General features: G+C 64.9%; 15 protein-coding genes and 1 pseudogene. 6 read left to right on the top strand and 10 right to left on the bottom strand.

Features of this window, described 5'->3' with window-relative positions; translation table 11 throughout:
* Nucleotides 1–120: 120 nt before the first annotated feature.
* The 5 genes from YU9_RS0122820 to YU9_RS0122800 all read right to left on the bottom strand — a co-directional run bounded on the left by YU9_RS0122820 (nucleotide 121) and on the right by YU9_RS0122800 (nucleotide 6751).
* Nucleotides 121–1512: a hypothetical protein gene (locus tag YU9_RS0122820; RefSeq protein ID WP_027574872.1), complete on the bottom strand. Its 1392-nt coding sequence runs from the start codon at nucleotides 1510–1512 to the stop codon at nucleotides 121–123.
* Entirely contained in the window at nucleotides 1509–2783 is a 1275-nt protein-coding gene (locus tag YU9_RS0122815) for a glycosyltransferase family 4 protein (protein ID WP_027574871.1), read from the bottom strand. Before YU9_RS0122815 ends, YU9_RS0122820 begins: the two co-directional genes overlap by 4 nt.
* 29 nt (nucleotides 2784–2812) lie before the next feature.
* A complete protein-coding gene (locus tag YU9_RS0122810; RefSeq protein WP_027574870.1) occupies nucleotides 2813–4147 on the bottom strand; it encodes a hypothetical protein in 1335 nt (444 codons plus the stop codon).
* A gap of 109 nt (nucleotides 4148–4256) precedes the next feature.
* Nucleotides 4257–5435 (bottom strand): glycosyltransferase, encoded by a 1179-nt coding sequence (locus tag YU9_RS0122805; RefSeq protein WP_245266489.1) that lies wholly within the window; start codon nucleotides 5433–5435, stop codon nucleotides 4257–4259.
* A gap of 212 nt (nucleotides 5436–5647) precedes the next feature.
* Nucleotides 5648–6751: a glycosyltransferase family 1 protein gene (locus YU9_RS0122800; protein WP_027574868.1), complete on the bottom strand. Its 1104-nt coding sequence runs from the start codon at nucleotides 6749–6751 to the stop codon at nucleotides 5648–5650.
* Between the two features lie 182 nt (nucleotides 6752–6933).
* Here YU9_RS0122800 and YU9_RS0122795 point away from each other — a divergent pair, with 182 nt between their 5' ends.
* A complete protein-coding gene (locus YU9_RS0122795) occupies nucleotides 6934–7821 on the top strand; it encodes an aldose 1-epimerase family protein (RefSeq protein WP_027574867.1) in 888 nt (295 codons plus the stop codon).
* Between the two features lie 55 nt (nucleotides 7822–7876).
* Here the strand turns inward: YU9_RS0122795 and YU9_RS0122790 are convergent, their stop codons facing one another.
* Together YU9_RS0122790 and YU9_RS42305 are read right to left on the bottom strand one after the other, a co-directional pair.
* Nucleotides 7877–8725 (bottom strand): MBL fold metallo-hydrolase, encoded by an 849-nt coding sequence (locus YU9_RS0122790; protein WP_027574866.1) that lies wholly within the window; start codon nucleotides 8723–8725, stop codon nucleotides 7877–7879.
* A gap of 26 nt (nucleotides 8726–8751) precedes the next feature.
* Nucleotides 8752–9954, bottom strand: coding sequence for an acyltransferase (locus tag YU9_RS42305; RefSeq protein ID WP_084299040.1), 1203 nt, complete (start codon nucleotides 9952–9954; stop codon nucleotides 8752–8754).
* 293 nt (nucleotides 9955–10247) lie between these two features.
* Here YU9_RS42305 and YU9_RS0122775 point away from each other — a divergent pair, with 293 nt between their 5' ends.
* Nucleotides 10248–11063, top strand: a complete 816-nt coding sequence (locus tag YU9_RS0122775) for a response regulator transcription factor (protein WP_027574865.1) — start codon at nucleotides 10248–10250, stop codon at nucleotides 11061–11063.
* A gap of 10 nt (nucleotides 11064–11073) precedes the next feature.
* Here the strand turns inward: YU9_RS0122775 and YU9_RS0122770 are convergent, their stop codons facing one another.
* Nucleotides 11074–11874, bottom strand: coding sequence for a transglycosylase SLT domain-containing protein (locus tag YU9_RS0122770; protein WP_027574864.1), 801 nt, complete (start codon nucleotides 11872–11874; stop codon nucleotides 11074–11076).
* 50 nt (nucleotides 11875–11924) lie between these two features.
* The gene (locus YU9_RS0122765; RefSeq protein WP_027574863.1) at nucleotides 11925–13061 is read right to left on the bottom strand and encodes a S9 family peptidase; all 1137 of its coding nucleotides are present in this window, start codon (nucleotides 13059–13061) and stop codon (nucleotides 11925–11927) included.
* A gap of 344 nt (nucleotides 13062–13405) precedes the next feature.
* Between YU9_RS0122765 and pgm the strand changes: the two genes are divergently transcribed.
* The 4 genes from pgm (at nucleotide 13406) to YU9_RS0122745 (ending at nucleotide 18131) form a co-directional block, all read left to right on the top strand.
* The gene (gene pgm / locus YU9_RS0122760; RefSeq protein WP_027574862.1) at nucleotides 13406–15052 is read left to right on the top strand and encodes a phosphoglucomutase (alpha-D-glucose-1,6-bisphosphate-dependent); all 1647 of its coding nucleotides are present in this window, start codon (nucleotides 13406–13408) and stop codon (nucleotides 15050–15052) included.
* Between the two features lie 281 nt (nucleotides 15053–15333).
* Nucleotides 15334–16383 carry an aromatic ring-hydroxylating dioxygenase subunit alpha gene (locus YU9_RS0122755; RefSeq protein WP_027574861.1) on the top strand — a complete coding sequence of 350 codons (1050 nt, stop codon included), beginning with the start codon at nucleotides 15334–15336 and terminating at the stop codon, nucleotides 16381–16383.
* Between the two features lie 3 nt (nucleotides 16384–16386).
* Nucleotides 16387–17139 carry a GntR family transcriptional regulator gene (locus YU9_RS0122750; protein WP_027574860.1) on the top strand — a complete coding sequence of 251 codons (753 nt, stop codon included), beginning with the start codon at nucleotides 16387–16389 and terminating at the stop codon, nucleotides 17137–17139.
* A gap of 11 nt (nucleotides 17140–17150) precedes the next feature.
* Complete coding sequence (locus YU9_RS0122745; protein WP_027574859.1) at nucleotides 17151–18131, top strand: PDR/VanB family oxidoreductase; 981 nt, start codon at nucleotides 17151–17153, stop codon at nucleotides 18129–18131.
* Between the two features lie 219 nt (nucleotides 18132–18350).
* Here YU9_RS0122745 and YU9_RS51130 read toward each other — a convergent pair.
* Nucleotides 18351–20313 (bottom strand): annotated as a pseudogene (locus YU9_RS51130) (putative bifunctional diguanylate cyclase/phosphodiesterase).
* Between the last annotated feature and the right edge of the window lie 307 nt (nucleotides 20314–20620).

The raw sequence follows: 20620 nt of genomic DNA, 5'->3' as shown, positions 1-20620 counted from the left end.
ATACCCGCTTCGGTTGTGGTGGCTCTGTGATGGTGCACGGACACGCTGCGGGAGCCGAGACCGGCGGTTGGTTCCGTATCGGAAACCAGGATCTGATCCGCTGACTGCAGCTGCGGCGAATCAGCTGCGGCGGGCGAGCATGAGAAAGTCGCCGCGCCATGCGATCACCCCCGTTGCGAACGCAGCGATCGCGATCTTGCCGGCGAGCCATGCTGTGGGCTCGGTCGGCATCGAACCGAGCGACCCGATCAGGATTGCGGCCACCAGCGCCTGCATGACCAACGACCAGCGCGGGAAAGCCTCGAACCGCAGTGTCGGACCGAGCGCGACCACAATCGTTGCGAGGGTGGCGAGCGAAGCACAGTTCACCGCCCCCCGCGGCGACAGGCCGGCCGACACCGCGACCAGGGAGAGGGCCACGACCATGGCGAGCTGGCCGGCCGCGACCAGCACCAGCCTGGTCGCCAGCTTCTCGAGGTGGGGGACAACCGCGATCGTCGCCTGCAAATGGGTATGCAGGAAATAGAAGGCGGCGATCGCCGGCGCCGTCTCCAGGAATCCACCCAGGCTCTCCTGCGGCACCAGGATCCGCGCAGCGTCCGGAATGAAGCCGACCAGCCCGCCGAGCAGCACGAGGGTCGTGCAGATCATGAACTCGAACATGCGGCGCGCCGATTGCACTGATTCTGTGCCGGTCCCGCGCTCGAAATCGCTGACCACCTTGGGATAGCTCACGGTGTGGATCGCCGCATTGAGGACCCAGAAGGGACGTTGCAGCAGGTCGAGCGCGATCGAAAATCCGGCGCCAGCCCCCGTCGCACCAAGCCGGCCGATGACGATGACACGGAGCAGCACCGGCACCGACAAATGGATGACGGACGCGCCTGCGGCGAGCATGCCGTAGCGGGAGAAATCCTTCCAGTCGGCGAGCATCGTCCGCAGCGGAATGGGCTCGAGGGGGGTGCGATAGGCCACCAGCCCGGCGACGAGGCCCAGGGCGTGGCCCGCGCTAATGCCGAGCAGCGCCGCTTCGGCCGTTCCTGAAATCGCCGCTCCCGCGGCGGCCCCGGCCAGAAGAGCGGTGGCCCGAAACGCAAGAAGAAAGGACGCGATGCCCAGTCGATCGGACAGGCGGACCGACAGGAAATAGAGATCCGTCAGGCCCTGAAGCACGGATATGCCGAGGCCCAGCGCGATGATTCCTGTCGGGAGCGCACTGGCCTGAGAGGCGCAACTCCCGATCACGACGAGCGCGCCCGCACTCGATAGGCCTGCGGCAAAGAGCGACCACCTCAGCCGGGCCGCCTCTTTCTCGCCGGCCGCCGCCAGAAAGCGCAGCCCGGCAAGCTGCAGCCACTCGAACATCAGGACGCAGAGCAATTGGCTCGAGGCCAGCGTGAAGGAGAAACTGGTGTAGGCGGCGGCGGGCAGCAGATGACTGATCGCGAAGATCAGGATGATCGCCGCGGCACTCTGATAGACGTAGCCCGCCATCGCGAAGAGGCGTGTCATCTCGGAATGAGGCGCTCCTTGCCGACGGCCGGTCCCTGTGGCGCTTCACTCGTTGCTGCGCGCATGCGCGACATCCGTTGCTCGCGCAATTGCTCATACAGGTTCTTGTATGAAGACAGCACGTCGGCAAATATCCACTTGTTGGTATCGGCGATCAGGCGTCGGCTGATCTCGTCGATCTTGTGCGGATCCGACGCGACTGCGAGCATGCTGTTGGCCAGGGATTGTGGATCGGCGTCGGTCAGCCAGCCCGTCACGCCATGCTCGATGACCTCGGGCATGCCGCCAAAGCGCGTTCCGAGTAGCGGCCTGCCGGCCGCCTTGGCATCTGCGACGACCAGTGGACCGGGGTCGTGCCAGATCGACGGTGCGATCACCACGTCGACCTGCTTATAGAAATCGTCCGGCGCCACGAAGCCCATGAACTCGATGCGCGCATGCGGCGCGAGCGACCTGAGGCGGCGTTGCTCCTCCTCGCTGACCCGGCCGGCGATCATCATCCGGATGCGATCGCGGGGCAGCAGGGCAAGCGCCCGCATCAGGTTGTCGATGCCCTTCTCCTCGGTGAGGCGGCCGATGAACCCGAACGTCACTTCCGTGGTGCAGATCGGACGAGGGTAGGGCGCGCGGGGCGGCTCGGTCGAGGCGTTGCGGATCACGGTGCGGATCGGCGTCTCCGAGAACATGCCCATGTCGGTATGAATCGACAGCACGCGCTCGCTCACGCCGACCACGGCGCTCAGCCAATGCGTGGCCCGCTTGCGATGAAAGGTCAGAATTCCGCAGCTCGTGCAGGTGCGCTCGCAGGAGCGTCCCTTGTCGAAGCGGGAGCAGCGTGGACAGGTCAGGTAATAGTCGTGAAGCGTGTGGAGCACCGGGACTCCGAGCTGGGCGGCAACGCGCCAGATCGCGGTGGTGAGACCCGACAAATTGTTGGAGTGCAGCACGTCCGGCTTGAACGCCTGGATTCGCTCCGCGATCAGGGGTGCCTGCATCTGCCAGTCGTCGACCGCGTGCCAGATGCTGCGTAAAGCGGCGTTCTTCTGCTCCGTGAAGGGCAGATAGACGTTCCGCACCGGCGCGGAATAGACGTTGATGCCGTTGCAGCTTTCGCGCTCCTGCCCAGGGGACGATGCGGCCCGGATCACCTCCACCTCATCACCGCGCTGCACCAGGCCTTCGGCGAAACGTCGCGCGAAGATCTCTGCACCGCCAACAATCTTTGGTGCCTGAGGCGTCGGATAAAGCGTGGACGTCAAAAGAACTTTCATCGCATAACCTCATGTCTGCAAAATCGCGCCTACCGCGCCGGACGTATCTCCAGGGCGGGAATGGCACCGTGATTGGCTGCAATAAGAACCGGTGTGCTCGAAACCGGAATCCAGGCGCCGGATGCCGGTCTTGCGGCCGCATCGCACGGCAGTGCATAGGTTGCGCCTTGCTCATCGCCTTTGAGCCGGATTTCGTAACGTCGATCCGGAGCCTCGGACCAGACCGCAACTCTGCCGCCGGACGTCGTTGATGCATTGATCGACACGACGCCGCTGGCGAGCTCTCGTCGCTCGGCACTCAGGCTGGAGCGAATGAAAGCCCAGGCGCCCTGGGCCGCACAGGCGACGGGCTTTGGCGAATTGTCGAAGCGATAGAGGCCGAAATTGTGCTCCAGCTCCGATGGATTCTTGCCGCTGTCCTTGAGCTCGTAGATCCAGATTCCCTTGAGCCAGCGCGTCGCGGTCGAGGCCCACAGGATGAGCTGCGCCGTATTGTCGGCCTGGGCCTGTTCGCTGACGCCGCATTTGTTGGCGGCCGTGGTCCAGCCGGTCTCGGTCACATAGATCGGGAAGTCGGGATTTCCGCTCGCCTGGCCGACGAGCCGGTGAAACGCCGTGAGCCGCTCGATGACTTCGGCCGAGGTACGTTTGCTCGGGCCCATGCAGAAATTGTAGAGATGGATCGAAGCGCCGTCGGCATATTGCAGAATGCCGGTCCGCAGCATCTTCTCCGTCCATGTCCAGCCCGGATCGTCGCCGAGCGCTCCAACCAGGAAAGGCGCATTCGGTGCAACCCGCTTGACCGCCGGTCGTGTGGCCTCGGCAAGCGCCAGATAATTCTCCGGTGAGAAGGCGGCATCCTTTTTCGCCGCCAGGTTCCACTCGTTCCAGAGCTCGAAGAGGGGATGCTGCGCCACGACGGATTGCGCCGCCGCAGCGGCATAGTCGGCGAACCGCTGCCGCGCCTCATCGGTCGTCGGCGGCGAGGAATTCGGAACGAGATGATGGCCGAAGGCGAGGATCAGGAGGGGACGTGCGACGCCGGATTTGACCTGCGCCTCGAGCCTGCCGAGCTTGGGCGTGAACCCCATCCGGCGTCCTCCCACCTCGAAATCGGACCAGGGAAAATCGTCGCGGAAGGAGTTGAGGCCGAGTTGCTTGATCTGGGCGATGTTCTCCGCAGGGACGTATCCCCGCGCGCTCACCGGCCCGCCCAGTCCCTGATGGGTGCCGACACCGAGCAGGAATCGAGCGTCGAGCGGTTGAGCGTGCTGAGCGCAGGCAGGGACCGACAGAACAATGGACGAGATGAGGCCCGCGAGGCGGAGGAGACTGCCGCGAACCAAGGTGCGTGGGCGTGTCATGGTCTAGATCATGCTCACGCGCGATGCACTGGCGGTGATATCAAGCCCGGCCCAGGGCATCGCCATCCCGACTTCCTGCATCTGCGAAGGCAAGCGTGCATGTTGATCATCAGAAATTCTTGGAGAGATCCGACTGTAGTCCCGCCTTCGCTTCGACGGGGGTCCGGTCGTCCTGAAGGAGCTCGATATAGACCTGCTGCAATTGTCCATGCGTCTTCTGAACGTCATACAGCTGCTTGAAGCGGTCGTAGCCGCGCTGCCCCAGCACCTTGAGATCGAGATCGAGCGCTCGCCGGAAACCGTCGACGAGCGGCTGGACGGCGACGGGCTCGCAAAGCACGCCGGTGACGCCATCGACGACGATCTCGGGCAGTGCGCCGCTGCGGAACGCCAGGATGGGCTTGGCCGCGCGCATCGCTTCCAGGGCAACGAGGCCAAAGGCTTCCCATCGTGACGGAATCACGACGAGGTCGGCGGCCTCGAGCTGGGTCTCGATGGCCGGGCGGTCCAGCCAGCCCAGCAGGGACACGTTGGACGGGACCGTCGGGCCTTCATATTTGTTGACGACGGAGGCGCCGACCATGCGGACGTCGAGGACATCCTCGAGCGAGCGTGCCGCTTCGATCAGAAGATCAAAGCCCTTCTGCCGGTCGAGGCGTCCGATGAACAGGACCTTGACCTTCTTGGAAGTCCAGTCCGCCGCGACGGGCTGCGGCGTGCGGCTCTTCGAGATGCCATTGTGGACGATGGTAAGGCGGTCGGCAGGAATTCCCGCGCGGACCGCTTCATTGAACTCGTCACCGGAAATGCAGATGATTCGGTCCGACGTGCGCGCGAGAAGGTTCTCCGCCGCCTTTGTCATGACATGACTGAGGCGGCCGGTCTCGCGCGAAAACGCCCAGCCGTGCGGACAATAGACGACGCGCGGTCCGCCCGAGCGGGCCGCCAGCGCGGGCCGAAGCACGAGGCCTGCAAGCGAGGAATGCAGGTGCACCACGTCCGGTCTGAAGGCATCCAGCGCTTGCATGCTTGCGCGCAACATCTGGAAGAGCCCGGAGACGCTGCGGCCGGATCGCTCGAACGTCGTAATCTGGTTGTCATCGATCGCGCCGAGATCGCGACGATGATCCGACGGCACGACATAGTGCACGTTCTCGGCGCCGAAGCTCGCCTGTTGCTGTGGATGCAACTCGTTCAAATAGCTCGCAATCCCGCCACGGATCGTCTCGGCGACGTGCAGCACTTTCATCGTTTGCCTGGCATAAGGCTGCGTCGGAGAGCCGGACATCGTGTATCCCTGTTCTGAGTTCGCTACTGCGAAACACAGTTCCTCGAATACGTAGCGATATTGGGGCGGCGATGTGGTGATGTTGCGCCAAGGTCTTCGTGCTTGCGATCACCCGCACAAACGAAAAAATTTATGGAACTAAGAAAAGAGCTGCGAGTTGCAAACCGTTTGTGCAAAAACCATTGCGCGCGACAGGCGAGCTGCGTCGAATTTCAAGCAGCGCTGGCGACGTTCGCTGGCCCTGCGAGGTGATCGAGCAGGGCCTTCGCCGATTTCCTCCACGAATAGAATGTCACGCGATCCTGTTGCCGCATGCGTTCCTGGTCCGAGATCGCGCCGATTGCCAGTCTTTCGAGCATGAGCTGCTTCAATGCTTCGGCATCAGTGGCGCGAAAATACGCAGCCGCGTCACCACACGTCTCCACGACGGCGTCAGCCGTCGAGGCGATGACCGGACAACCGAAGAGCATGGCTTCGAGCGGCGGCACGCCGAACCCCTCGTAAAGCGAGGGAAACACGAATGCCGATGCGTGCGCATACAGCGCCGCGATCTCGCTGTCGGTCAGACGGCCGGCAAGCAGCAGGCCCGCAGCCCCTTCGCCCGAATTGTCCTGAAACACCTTGCTGTTGTCGCCGCCCACGATGACCAGGGGAACATCAGCCCGGTCGAGCAGCTGCATGGCACGGATAGCGACGGAAAGATTCTTGTTCTTGGTCCTCGAGCCCACATAAAGGAAGAATTTCTGCGGCTGAACCCCGAGCCGGGAAATAATGCCGAGATCCGGTTTCGTCTTGGCGAAGTGCTCTGCGCTGTTGGGGAAGACCGGGATCTCCGTTGCCGCTAGATTCAACACCTCGGCGAGCTCTCCGCGCGAAAAAGCCGATACGGTTGCGATGCTTGCATGCCGGGCGAGCAGCCGGCCCATCGTTCGGTGAACCGTCAGATAGCGCCAGTTGAAGAAGTCGGGCCGGCGAAAGACCTGGGCGTCGTGGATCACGACAATATGGTCGCGATGGAAGACGGGACCGGAATTGGCCAGGCTGATCAGGCGGCCTCCGGCAGCGGCGCGCGCGAGATCGATTTGATCCCAGGCATGCCCATGCAACCGGCCGACAGTGCGGATCTTGATCCGATCGAGATCAAGGTTCTCGCTTGCATCCGCGGGCGTCAGCAACTGCCAATCTGCGTTGCGCAGCGAGGCCGGAGTCTGCTCGGACGCCAGCAGCATGTCGATGGCCTTGACCATTTCAGCGGCATAGCGCTGAACGCCCGTGAGCTTTTGCGACAGAAAGCGGCCGTTGATGAAGAACTTCAATTGGCTACCACGATGGTTCATCGGAGTCCCGGCCGGGTTCGCGGGGAGCTCGCGGGTGGAGGAACCGCAAGGGAGCAATCGTTAGGTACAGAAATATGACGCAGCTCGGCATGGCTCGGAGGCGCCGCATGCATGGCCGGCGCCGCCTTGCTGCGTATGAGTCCGCAGTGTAGAGGTCGGCAATGGCTGATGACACCCACTCCCTTCGCAGCGGCTCCCTCACCGCGACCGTCAAGGCGCACGGCGCCGAGCTCTGCTCGCTGAAGGGTGGCGGCATCGAATTCCTTTGGCAGGCGGGTCCGGAATGGCCGCGCCACGCGCCGCTGCTGTTTCCGATCGTCGGGCGCCTTGCCAACGACGAATTGCGGCACAAGGGCAAGACGTATCGGATGACCCAGCACGGCTTTGCCCGCGACAGCCGCTTTGTGTGGACAGAACGCGGCGAGAGCCGTTGCACCCTGGTGCTCGATGATAATGCGGCGACGCGCGCACTCTATCCGTTCCCGTTTCGGCTCACGGCCACCTATGCGATCGATGATTCCGGCCTCGATCTGACGCTCACGATCGCCAACACCGGCAAGGAGACATTGCCGGCATCGATCGGCGGCCATCCCGCCTTCAATTGGCCGCTGCAGCCCGGCGAGGCAAAGGAGGGCCATGCGTTGAGTTTCGCGCGCGCAGAGTCGTCTCCGGTCCGCCGTCTCGACGGTGGACTGCTGCGCCCGGCAGTGGAGGCGAGTCCGGTCAAAGGTACCGCGCTCTCACTATCCGAATCCCTGTTCACCGACGACGCCATCATCTTCGACCGGATCGAGAGCACTTCGGTCCGCTATGCCGCGGGGCACGGTGCATCGACGGGGCCCTGGCTGAAAATGTCCTGGCGCGGCTTTCGCGAGCTCGGCGTCTGGTCGAAACCGTCAGGTGCGCCGTTCCTCTGCATCGAGCCCTGGCGCGGCTATGCCAGTCCCGCCGGCTTCCAGGGCGAGTTCACCGACAAGCCGGGGCTGATGCACATCGCGCCGGGCGCTCAGGAGCTGTTATCCTACCGGATCGAGGTCGGATCGTCCTGACACTGAACAGCTTCCGCACGCATGATCAATTGCGGCGCGCGGGCTTCGATGATGCTCAGACCTCGATGCGCGTGAGATCCTCGCCGAGCACGACCGGCCCCGCATAGTCCTGCCTGACATCCGCTAGCAGGGCGTCCAGCATGGCATCGTCGGTGCGCGGCCGGTGGTGGGTCAGCGCGAGCTTCTTGACGCCCGCCTTGGCCGCGACCTTGCCGACGGTGTCGCCACAGGCGATCGTGTATTTCGCAAGCCGGCGCAAATGCTCGTTGTTGATCTCCGGCGTCGCGAGGAAGCAGCACTGGACCAGCAGGTCGGCTCCCTCTGCCAGCCGCTCGAGCCCGGGACAGGGGACGGTGTCGCCGGAAATGGCAATGACCTTGCCCTCCGCTTCGAAGCGGTAGCCGAGACACATCCAGCGCGCGAGGAAGGCCGGCGGCATGTCGAGGCCGTCGCCATGCGAAACCAGCTCGGCGCTGACCTTCCAGCGTCCGGTGTCGAGGACGAGGCCTGGGACGATGTCCGTCGCGACGACAGGCTTCCAGCCGCCGAAAGACGGCTCGCCCTTGTCCCGCCAAATGATGTCCTTGTCGTAGACCTGCGTGATCAGCGTGTTGACCAGCCGCTCGGTATCCGGCGGTCCATAGACGCGCAGCGCGTCCTCGCGCCCATGCATCCATGAATTCAGCATCACATCGTAGAGGTCGCCGATGTGGTCGAAGTGATGGTGCGTGAGAAAGACCGTGTTGATGGCGCCGAGCGGCACGCCGGCCTTGCTGAGCTGCACCACGACGCCGCGGCCGGCGTCGAACAGGATATTCTCGTCGCCGAGCCTGATCAGCGTGGTCGTCGCCATGCGGCGCGGGTCCGGGCGCGGACCGCCGGTGCCGAGCAGTATGACCTCCATGACGCCACCTCCAGTGCGAAGAGTCTTCACACTAGATTCGGAGGCGGCGACGAAGCAAGCCGGAGCAGGGGGCTCAGCGCAGACCGGCCGCGGTCGCGGCGCGGCCGGATGCTTGATCGGTCGGATCCGGCGGATGTCAGGCGGTGCGCCAGATCCTGGGCGCGCCGTTCGATCAAATGCCAGGTCGCGCGAGCGACGAGATAGCTCAACGCGGCGGTGACGACATAGGCGATCAGCAGCGAGACCAGTCCATCCGCGAGCGGCCAGAGCTGGCGCAAGCCATGGATCACCGCGAAGTGCGACAGATACATCGAATAGGAGTTGCGGCCGAGCGCCTCGAGCGGCCGCAAGCGGATGGCGAGGCGGATGCAGCCCGCCACCAGTCCGCCGAGCACGAGGTTGATCATCAGATAGTTGAACTCATGCGAGCCGGTCGCGCGGTTGGCAGCGAAAGACAGTACAATGAAGACGGCAACGATGGCGGCATCGGACTTGGCGAAACCGTCGCGCAGCGAGAAGAACAGCGCGCATCCGACCAGGAAGACCGGAAGCTGGTTCAAGAAGCTGATGTGCAGCGTGGTCCAGACGAAGGCCTCGTGGCCGGGCCCGTAATAGGCCGAGAACAGCGCGAAGGCCCATGGCTTGAACAGGCAGACATTGACGAGATGCAGTGCGATCGCCAGCGCGAGATAGAGATAGCGGCGCGGCCCGAACGCGGTGATCAGAAGCGGGAAGACGAGATAGAAGGTCATTTCCGCAGCGATCGACCAGTCGCCGGGCACGACGCTGTTGACGCTGTCCGGCCAGAAGCCGTGCAGGAACGTCGCGGTCAAGATCACTTGAAGCGCGCCGATGCCGTAGGGCGCGTTGTTGCTCGGTCCGGTGCCGTTGATGACGAGATAGGCGGGGATCGCGAGCCAGAACAGCGGCGCGATGCGAAGGGAACGCCGGATGTAGAATTTGCCGGCCGGATTCGTTTCCCCGCTGCGCTGCGTCCACATCAGGCACATCGTCATGGCACTGACGAAATAGAACACGTTGACGCCGGTCCAGCCGCACATGAAGGCAAAATCGACGGCGCGGATGCTGGACGGAAATGACTGCGACACGTGAATCGCCATCACGCCGGCGATGGCGAGGCCGCGCAGAACGTCGAGCGTGTGCGAACGGCCGAAAGACGCTGTGCCTTGCTCGGCTCGACCGGCAGCCAACCGGGCCTGCCCCCGCATCACGCCTGCTCCGTTGTTTCGTGTTTTGCAGGCGGGACAATAGAGGCGCGACCGGGTTTTCCGAAGCCGAAGCCCTTCTTTACGTTAACCGCGGTTCAATCCGAAGCCGGATATGCGGGATCGGCGGTCTTGGGCCGGCGCGAGGCCGCTTGCACGGCCGTTCGTGCAAGGATGCGCGGAATGAGAATTGTGCGCCAGTTCATACTTAATGCTTCGAGAGCATGACCAATATTGTTTGCGCATCACAGCGCGCCTAGTATCGCGGCAGGCAATTTCGGGGGCTCGAACAGGCCGTGAATGTCCGTTCACATGACAGCGCGTTGCGCGGCGACTTGAATTTGCAGGTCGGGTCGCAGGCACACGGCACATCCAAGACCGTGGTTGCTTCCGCGCGTCAGGAATTGCGTCCGGCCGGCCGCGAGCGGCTGATCGTCGTCGAGGACGATCCGGTGACGCGGACCATGCTGGTCGCCTATTTCAGCGAGAACAATTTCGACGTGGTCGGCGCCGGCTCCTGCGCGGAATGCCGTCAGGCGCTGCGCGCGCGCACTGATCTCGTCTTCCTCGACGTGCAGCTGCCCGACGGCGATGGCTTCGAGCTCGCCAAGGAGATCCAGGCCGCCAGCAACGCGGGCATCATCTTCGTGACGCGGCGAGACACCGACGTCGATCGCATTCTCGGGCTCGAGGTCGCCGGCGACCATTACGTCACCAAGCCGATCAACTTGCGCGATCTGCTCGCGCGTGCGCGCAGCGTGCTGCGGCGGCGCTCGATCGACCGCAAGGCGGCGCGCAACCACAATTCGATCGCGTTCGGCGACTGGATCATCGACCTGACCCGGCGCGAATTGCTCGGCAGCGACGGCAAGCCGGTGGCGCTGACGCGCGCCGAATTCGACCTGCTTGCGGCGCTCGTCGGCGCCGACGGCAGGCCGCTCAGCCGCGATTATCTGATCGAGGTCGTCAGCAACCGCCAGGCCGAAGTCGACATCCGCACGGTCGATGCGCTGGTGGCGCGGCTGCGCCGCAAGCTCGTCGGCAGCGGCACGCCCGTGATCGCGACCGTTACCGGGGTCGGCTACAAGCTCGCACTCAGCGAGCGGCTGTAGGACATCGTCGTCAGCGCGATGCGACGCGCTTCCATCGTGCTTCGATGCGCGCCTTGATCTGGCTGATCCGGGCCTCGTGGGCGGCCCAATAGGCGCGGCTGGCGGCCGCGGTGCCTTGACGATAGCGGGCATAAACGGCTTTGGGCTGCACCGCCATCTTCGGGCGGCTCGCCGGTTTGGCCGGAGCTGCAGCCACAGCCACAGCCGCGACCGGGGGCGTCGGATCCGGAGCAGCCGCAGCTTCGGTCCCTGCCGGCGAGGCGTTCATGGCGACGAGACGGTTACGGGCTCGGTTACAATAGACCTGCGAGCGCGCGGTCATCTCCTCTTCGCCATGACCTGCCCGGTATTTCATCAGGGCGCGGCAGAGGTCGCGGCCCGCCAGACGCCAGGCCCGGCTGAGATAAAGCACCCCATAATGGATGTTGATATCAGGCTCGGCCAATTCCGCATTGCTTCCGCGGAAGCCCAGCATCGCCGCCGTCTCGGGCCGCACCTGCATCAGGCCGATTTCGCCAGCGCTGCCGATGACCGCCGGGTTATAGCCGCTTTCGACGAAGACGACCGCTTCGGCGATATCGGCCGGCAAATCGGTGCTTTTGGTTTCTCTCTCGATGATCTTCCGGATCATGGCCCGGGACCACGGCGTTTCGCCGGCGCCGAGCTCCGTCCTGGCGATCGTCGAGGTCGTGTGCGGCCCGTCGATCTCGCCGTCGCTGGCATCTGCGCTGATCGGGGCCGACACAAGCAGGACGACCGCGACGTGTCTCCACGTCGCGCCGAGAATGAAGCGTGCCCGATCCCGCAGCATGGGCTTGTCATAGGGCTTCAGAGTTAACAAACCGGCCTCGGGCGCGTCTGTCACTGCCGCGCGCGGGCGCTCTGATCCGTGGCTCTCGCTTGCGACGGCTCCGCCAGCTGGTCATCGACCGCATAGAGCGTGCAGGCGGGCGACCATTTCATGCAGGCCGCCAGCGAGTCGCGCCGGGCGTCGTCGGCCGTGGCGCGGCCCGCGCGCCAGCCGTAACCGCCGTTCGGCGAGACCGCAAAGGCCTTGTGCGGCAGCATGCTTGCGATATAGCCCGCGAACTCGGCCCGCGCGGCCTCATTGAGCTGGTGCGGCGGCGGCAGCGGATCGGGCAGGCTTAGGACATCATGGCCGAGCCCGCGCCCGCGCAGGAAGGCGTCGAGATACGGTGTCCATTGCGGACGGCCCGCGACCGAATAGAGATAATGGCCGTCGTCGCCATAAGCCGGCGCCGCGATGAAGCTGGCGTTGCCGCCACCGGCGCGAAACCCGTCATGGAGGCGGCGCGCGAGGTCGGGACCGAAATACGAATCGTTGGTCGCATAGACCCACAGCATCGGCACGCGCGAGGTCTTGCCGAAGGTGGCGAAAGCCTGCACCAGCCCATCCGGATTGCAGACATCGTCGTCGTCGCGCGAGCCGCGGCCGCCGGCAAAATTGATCGCGGCGACGAGGCCGGCCGGGGCCTGCGCGCTCAGCGCGACTGTGGCGAGCCCGCCGGCGGAATGGCCGGCTGCGATCATGCCTGACGTCGTCACGTCGGCCCGATGCGCCATCGCATCGATCGCGGCGCGCAGATCGGCAACCGCGACCGCGGCCGCCGGCAGGTGCGCCGCCTTCGCGCAACCGCCGGCGCTGTCGACGCGTCCGCCGGGCGAGGTGCCGTAGCCGCGCCGCATCACGATCAGCGCGGCAAAGCCGCGCCGGGCGTATTCCAGCGCGATGCCGTAATATTTGTGCGCCGACATGGTCGCGCGGTCATCGAACTTGCGCGGCGAGCCGTGGCTGAGCAGCGCCAGCGGATAACGCTTCGTCCCCGCCGGGCGCACCAGAAACGCCTCCAGCCCCTGCGGCCCCGCCTCTGCCATGGGGATGCGCAGATCCTCGGTGTAGAACTCGGCAGCCCGCGCCGGTGCCACCGCCGCGAGGAGGCCGGCGATCAGCAGAAGCAGCTTGCGCGAAGGGACCATGAGACGATTCGAAGGGCGGCGGTGGTGTGGAGCATAGCATGATCCATGGGATGCGCAGGCCACGTGCTCCGATCCATCACCGTCATCCTGAGGTGCTCGCCTTGCAAAGCGAGGCGAGCCTCGAAGGGCAACGGCGCGGCTGCATCCCGGCCGTTCATCCTTCGAGGCTCTCCATGCGACGCGGTTGCGTCGCATGGCTCGCACCTCAGGATGACGGGTCTTCTGTCCTTGCCACCACCCCGCAAGGAACGGCCACCCCATCGCGCGGGTTGTGCCCTTGGCGGGGACCCGGCTGATGCTATGGTGTCCCGCTATTTTCGTGATGACAGAACGAGGATATTTCAGTGGCTGATGTTCATCCCGCGGCGGGCAAGCAGGCTTCGCCGGACGCGCTCACCAATATTCCGCGGCTGGTGACGGCCTATTTCGCGGGTAAGCCGGATGCATCGGACCCGGCGCAGCGCGTGGCGTTCGGCACGTCGGGCCATCGCGGCACCTCGTTCAAGAACACGTTCAACGAAGGCCACATCCTCGCGACCACGCAAGCCATTTGTGACTACAGAAGAGAAAAGGGGCTGACCGGTCCGCTCTTCATCGGCATCGACACCCACGCGCTGGCCGAGCCGGCGCTGGTCAGCGCCGTCGAGGTGTTCGCCGCCAACGGCGTCGAGATCATGATCGACAAGGACGGGGGCTACACGCCGACGCCGGTCATCTCGCACGCCATCCTCACCTACAACAAGGGCCGCACGAGCGGCCTCGCCGACGGCGTCGTCATCACGCCCTCGCACAATCCGCCCGAAGACGGCGGCTACAAATACAATCCGCCCCATGGCGGCCCGGCCGATACCGACGTCACCGGCGTGGTCGAGAAGTGCGCCAACGCCTATCTCGCAGGCGACCTCGAGGACGTGAAGCGCATCGACTATGCCAAGGCGCGCAAGGCCGCGAACGTGCATGCCTACGACTTCATCACGCCCTATGTCGCCGACCTCGGCAATGTCGTCGATCTCGACCTCGTCAGATCCGCCGGCGTCAATATCGGCATCGATCCGCTCGGCGGCGCCGCCGTGCATTACTGGCATCCGATCATCGAGCGCTACGGCCTCAAGGCCACCGTCGTGAACGAGGCGACCGACCCGACCTTCCGCTTCATGACGGTGGACTGGGACGGCAAGATCCGCATGGATTGCTCCTCGCCTTACGCGATGGCGAGCCTGATCGGCATGCGCGACCGCTTCGACGTCGCCTTTGCCAACGACACCGATGCCGATCGCCACGGCATCGTCACGCGCACCGGCGGCCTGATGAATCCGAACCATTATCTGGCGACCGCGATCTCCTATCTGTTCGCACACCGTCCGAACTGGGGCAGGGATGCCGCGATCGGCAAGACCGTGGTGTCGAGCTCGATCATCGACCGCGTCGCCAGGAAGCTCGGCCGCAAGCTGGTCGAGACGCCGGTCGGCTTCAAATGGTTCGTCGACGGCCTCCTTACCGGCGGCTTCGGCTTCGGCGGCGAGGAGAGTGCAGGCGCCTCGTTCCTGCGCCGCGACGGCACGGTGTGGACCACCGACAAGGATGGCATCATCCTCGGCCTGCTCGCTGCCGAGATCATGGCCAAAACCGGCCGCGATCCCAGCCAGCTCTTCAATGATCTCACCGCCGAGTTCGGCATGCCCCATTACGCGCGCATCGACGTTGCCGCGACCGGGCCGCAAAAGAACATCCTGAAGTCCGTCACGCCCGAACAGCTCGGCCTGAAGGAGCTCGCCGGCGATCCGGTGCGCTCCACGCTGAGCAAGGCGCCCGGCAACGGCCAGCCCTTCGGCGGCATCAAGGTCGAAACCGATTTCGGCTGGTTCGCGGCGCGTCCGTCAGGCACTGAGGACGTCTACAAGATCTACGCCGAAAGCTTCCGCAGCCCCGAGCACCTGACCCGGATTCAGGAGGAAGCCAAGGCCGGGCTGGCGAGGGTGTTCGCGGCGTAAGCGCGTCGAGGCGCTTTTGCGCTTGCCGCTCCGACGGGAGCGCTTGCCGCATTCTCCGCTGTCATCACCCGCGAACGCGGGTGATCCAGTACGCCGCGGCCCCAGTTGTTTGAACCCAATGTCCGCCGCGGAGTGCTGGATTCCCCGCCTTCGCGGGATGACCCGCGGTTATAGATGTATACATCACATCGGGGATCGGTAATTAGATATGGCGCTTTTGCGCTTGAGCGATCCAAATCTCTACGCTATTGTATACATAACGCATACAGGGAGCGAGACCGATGACAAAATCCTTCCCTATGAACGCCTGGTACGCCGCCGCCTGGGATGCCGAGGTGAAGCCGGCGCTGCTGCCGCGGACGATCTGCGGCAAGCATGTCGTGATGTACCGCAAGGCCGACGGCTCGGTCGCCGCGCTGGAGGATGCCTGCTGGCATCGCCTGGTGCCGCTGTCCAAGGGCCGGCTCGAAGGCGACACCGTCGTCTGCGGCTATCACGGTCTCAAATACAACGCGCAGGGGCGCTGCACCTTCATGCCCTCGCAGGAGACCATCAACCCGTCGGCCTGCGTGCGCGCCTATCCCGTGGTCGAGCGTCACCGCTACATCTGGCTCTGGATGGGCGATCCCGCGCTCGCCGATCCCGCGCTGGTGCCGGACATGCACTGGAATCACGACCCCGCCTGGGCTGGCGACGGCAAGACCATCCGCGTCAATTGCGACTACCGCCTCGTGCTCGACAATCTCATGGACCTCACCCACGAGACCTTCGTGCACGGCTCCTCGATCGGCAACGATGCAGTCGCCGAAGCGCCGTTCGACGTCACCCATGGCGAGAAGACGGTGATGGTGACGCGCTGGATGCGCGGCATCGAGGCGCCGCCGTTCTGGGCCAAGCAGCTCGGCAAGCCCGGCCTCGTCGACCGCTGGCAGATCATTCGTTTCGAGGCGCCGTGCACCATCGCCATCGACGTCGGCGTGGCGCCCACAGGTACCGGCGCGCCGGAAGGCGACCGCTCGCAGGGCGTCAACGGTTTCGTGCTCAACACCATCACGCCGGAGACGGAGAAGACCTGCCATTACTTCTGGGCCTTCGTCCGCAACTATCGCCTGGGCGAGCAGCGCCTCACCACCGAGATCCGCGAGGGCGTCTCCGGCATCTTCCGCGAGGACGAGCTGATCCTCGAAGCGCAGCAGCGCGCTATGGACGAGAACCCCGATCGCATCTTCTACAACCTCAATATCGACGCCGGCGCGATGTGGTCGCGCAAGCTGATCGATCGGATGGTGGCCAAGGAAAACGGGCCGCAACACCTTCAGGCCGCGGAGTAGAGCATGGCCGAACGTGAGGTCGACCGCTCCGTCTCGCAGACCGTGAAGGCGCAGCTCGCGCTGCGCGATCAGATCCTGTCCGGCGCCTTGCGCCCCGGCGAGCGCATCTCCGAGCTCCAGGCGGTCGAGACGACCGGCGCTTCGCGCACGCCCGTGCGGATGGCGCTGGTGCGGCTGGAGGAGGAGGGCCTGTTGGAGGCGATCCCCTCCGGCGGCTTCATGGTGAAGGCGTTTTCGGAGCGCGACATCTCCGATTCCATTGAGCTGCGTGGCACGCTGGAAGGCCTCGCGGCGCGCTTTGCCGCCGAGCGCGGCGTCTCCGCGCGCGAGCTCGAGCCGCTGAAGGAATGCCTTGCCGCCATCGACGAATTGCTGCGCCAGGTGCCGATCTCGGTCGATGCCTTCTCGTCCTATGTCACGCTGAATGCGCGCTTCCACGCACTGCTCACGGAACTGTCGCGCAGCCCGCCGCTGATCCGGCAGATCGACCGCGCCTCGGCGCTGCCGTTTGCCTCGCCCAGCGGCTTCGTGATGGCGCAGTCGGCACTGCCAGAGGCGCAGCAGATCCTGATCATCGCCCAGGAGCACCATCGCGTCGTGATCGACGCCATCGAGAACCGCGAAGGCGCGCGCGCCGAGGCCGTCATGCGCGAGCATGCCCGGCTCGCGGTGCGAAACCTGCGGCTCGCCTTGCGCAACCGGACCCATCTCGACCTCTTGCCGGCGCTCGCGCTGATCAAGACCGCAACCGATTGAGGGCAGGCACCATGCGCTTCATCGAAAACTGGACCCCCGCAACGCTGGTCGCGACCCGCGATCTCACCCCGAACGTCCGCGAATTTCTGATCAAGCCGGATCAGTTCGAGGCCACGGCCTATCCGGTCGGCAGCCACATCAATGTCAGCGTCACCATCGACGGCCTGCCCGAGACGCGGTCCTATTCGCTGGTTGGCGAGGCCTCGACGCACGGTTTCAAGATCGCGGTGCGCCGCGCCGAGGATTCCCGCGGCGGCTCGCGCTACATGTGGTCCTTGCAGCCGGGCGCGCGGCTCGACATCACCCAACCCGCCTCGCTGCTCGCGGTCGACTGGGCGCGCGAGAACTACTGCCTGATCGCCGGCGGCATCGGCATCACCCCGACCCTCGGCGCCGCGCAGGCGCTGGCGCGCCGCGGGGTGGATGTCACTCTGCATTATGCGGTGCGCTCGCGCCGCGAGGCCGCCTATCTCGACGATCTCGCCGCGATGCTTGGAGATCGCCTCGTCGTCCATGCCAGCGACGAAGGTCAGCGGCTCGATCTCGACGCCCTGTTCGCCTCATTGCCGCGGGGAACGCTGGCCCTGTTCTGCGGCCCGATGCGGATGCTGGACGCCGCGCGCCATGCCTGGATCGGCGCCGGCCATCCGCTCCCCGATCTCCGCTACGAGACCTTCGGCTCCAGCGGCACCCTGCCGACCGAAACATTTCGCGTGCGATTGAAGGACACGAACATCGAGCTCGAGATCCCGCGCGAGCGCTCGATGCTCGACGTGCTCAATGCCGGCGGCCACGATGTGATGTTCGACTGCAAGCGCGGCGAATGCGGCCTGTGCGCGATCGACGTCGTCGATGTCCAGGGCGAGATCGACCATCGCGACGTCTTCTTCAGCGACCACCAGAAGCAAAGCAACCAGAAGATCTGCGCCTGCGTCTCCCGCGCGCGGGGCACCATCACGGTCGACACGCTGCTCCGTGCGGATGCGGTTTGATCGAGCCCCGGGGCGAGATTCCGTTGGGAGGAATCGACAGCGGCCGCGGGGGCTCGACCTCTCCCGCTTGCGGGAGAGGTCGGCGCGAAGCGCCGGGTGAGGGTTCTCTCCTCTTGGGGAACCCCTCTGTTGAAACACCCTCTCCCCAACCCTCCCCCGCAGGCGGGGGAGGGAGCTCACCGTCATCATGGCCGGCACTCAGACTCCATCAAATTTCACCTAAGCCGCGTAAATCGCCCGAAGCTTCTTCGTATCCAGCAACGCCAGCACGCCATCAGCCGAGACCGGCCGGCTGATCAGATAGCCCTGCACTTCGTCGCAGCCGATCTGGCGCAGATATTCGAGCTGGTCGGCGGTCTCGACGCCCTCGGCGACGACGTTGATGTTGAGGTCGCGCGCGAGGCCAATCACCGACTTCACGATCGCGGCGCAGTCCGGCTGCACCAGCATGTCGCGGATGAAGGACTGGTCGATCTTGATGCGGCTGAACGGCAGCTTGCGCAGGTAAGTCAGCGAGGAGAAGCCGGTGCCGAAATCGTCGAGCGCCACGGTGACGCCGAGCTCCAGCAGCGCGTTCAGGACTGTCGCGGCCGAGCCGTATTTCGACAGCAGCATCGATTCCGTGATCTCGATCTCGAACCGGCGGGGAGAGACCTTTGCATCGGCGAGTGCCTGCACGATGGTCTGGAGGATGGCCGTGTTGTGAAACTGCGACGCGGAGAAATTCACGGCGACTCTGATGTCCTCGGGCCAGTCCGCCAGCGTCGCGCAGGCGCGGCGGATGACCCATTCGCCGATCTCGTGGATCAGCCCGGTCTCCTCCGCGATAGGTATGAACTCACTCGGCGGCACCAGCCCGCGCGAAGGATGCTGCCAGCGCAATAGCGCCTCGAAGCCGGTGATCCGGTTACCGCCGAGATCGAGGAATGGCTGGAACACCAGGAACAGTTCGTTTCGCGCGATCGCACCTTCGAGGTCCGATTGCAGCGCCTTGCGGTCGCGGGACAGCCTGTCGTTCGGCTTGTTCGAAGAAGCAAACCGTGCCCGGCCCCGCCTTCTTGGCGCGGTAGAGCGCGGCATCGGCATTCTTCATGACGTCGAGCGGCGTGTTGCCGTCGCGCGGCGCCAGCACGATGCCGACGCTGGTCGCGCCGACGATCTGGCGGCCCTCGATCTGGAACGGTTCAGTGAAGGCCGCGACGAATTGTTCGGCGATTTCGAGCGCATCCTCCGGCCGCGCCAGATTGGCCATCAGCAGCGCAAACTCGTCGCCGCCGATGCGTGCGACGTGCTCGGCTGCGCGCGTGCAGCGTTGCAGGCGGCCTGCGACTTGCACCAGGAATTCGTCGCCGGCGGGATGGCCGAACTTGTCGTTGACTTCCTTGAAGCGATCGAGATCGAGCAAGAGCACCGCGAACTCCTCACCGGACAAGGCGAGGCGCCTCAAGGCCGCATCGAGCGTTTCGTTGAAGGCGACACGGTTCGGTAGATGGGTCAGGGGATCCAGCCGCACCGTGCGTTCGGCCTCGATCTGCCGCATCACGCGCCGCGCGAACGAGAAAGAATTGACGAACACGCCGCGCAGCAGGACGCTGCCGTAGACCACGACGAGAAAGGCGATCAGCAGGAAAGCCAGATCGCCATTCCTGCCGAGGCAGATGGCGATGCCGAGGAAGATGGGGGCCGTGAAAGCGATGGCCGCGATCGGGATCGTGGCGAAGGCCAGCGCGCCGCCGGCCAGCATGCCCGAGCACAGGCAGGTGATGACGAGCTGGCCGCCGGTCGAAGCGTCGGCGAAGAAGGCGACCGGGACGATGCCCCAGGCGGAGCCAAGGATGAAGGCGTTGCGCACCAGCCGGTACATGGCGCGGCGCGAGACGAATTGCGGCTTGGTGATGCGGCGCGCCGTGTGGGATTGCAGGCCGAACACGATTGCGCCGCTGGCCACCGCGGCCGCCCAGATCAGCGCAAACATCCTGTCCGGCGATTGCCACAGCGCGACGGCCAGCACGATGGCGTTGCAGGCATTGGCGAGCATGATGCCGACCGAATAGCCGAGCACCAGCGACATCTGTTCGGCGCGGATATGCCCGGCCATCGCCTCGTCGGTTGCGGGACCGCCAAAGGCCGACAGATCGCCGGCGAACAACCGTGCGACATAGCTGGTCGTTTGAGTCCGCATTCGACAGCCTAGCAGCACCGGACGCTTGTCCGGCTCGATCAGGAGAATTCGTTGCAAACCTTTGACGAACTATGAATTATCGCCGCTCGCCACGGCCGGCGTAACCACTTCTGCGTGTTCAAAGGAAGGTATCGATAACAAATCGATACAAATGCGACATCCCGTTTACGGCTGTTCCGTCGGAACGTGTCGCCACTAACTCCGCTGTCATGCCCCGGCTTGACCGGGGCATCCAGTACGCCGCGGCGGATGTGGCGAGAGCGTGCTCTTCAACGCCGGCCTCTGGAATACTGGATCGCCCGGTCAA

Source organism: Bradyrhizobium sp. WSM1743 (assembly GCF_000473065.1).
GTDB lineage: Bacteria > Pseudomonadota > Alphaproteobacteria > Rhizobiales > Xanthobacteraceae > Bradyrhizobium.
Note: the sequence above shows the minus strand (reverse complement) of the source record. Positions and strands in the feature narration are given on the sequence as shown.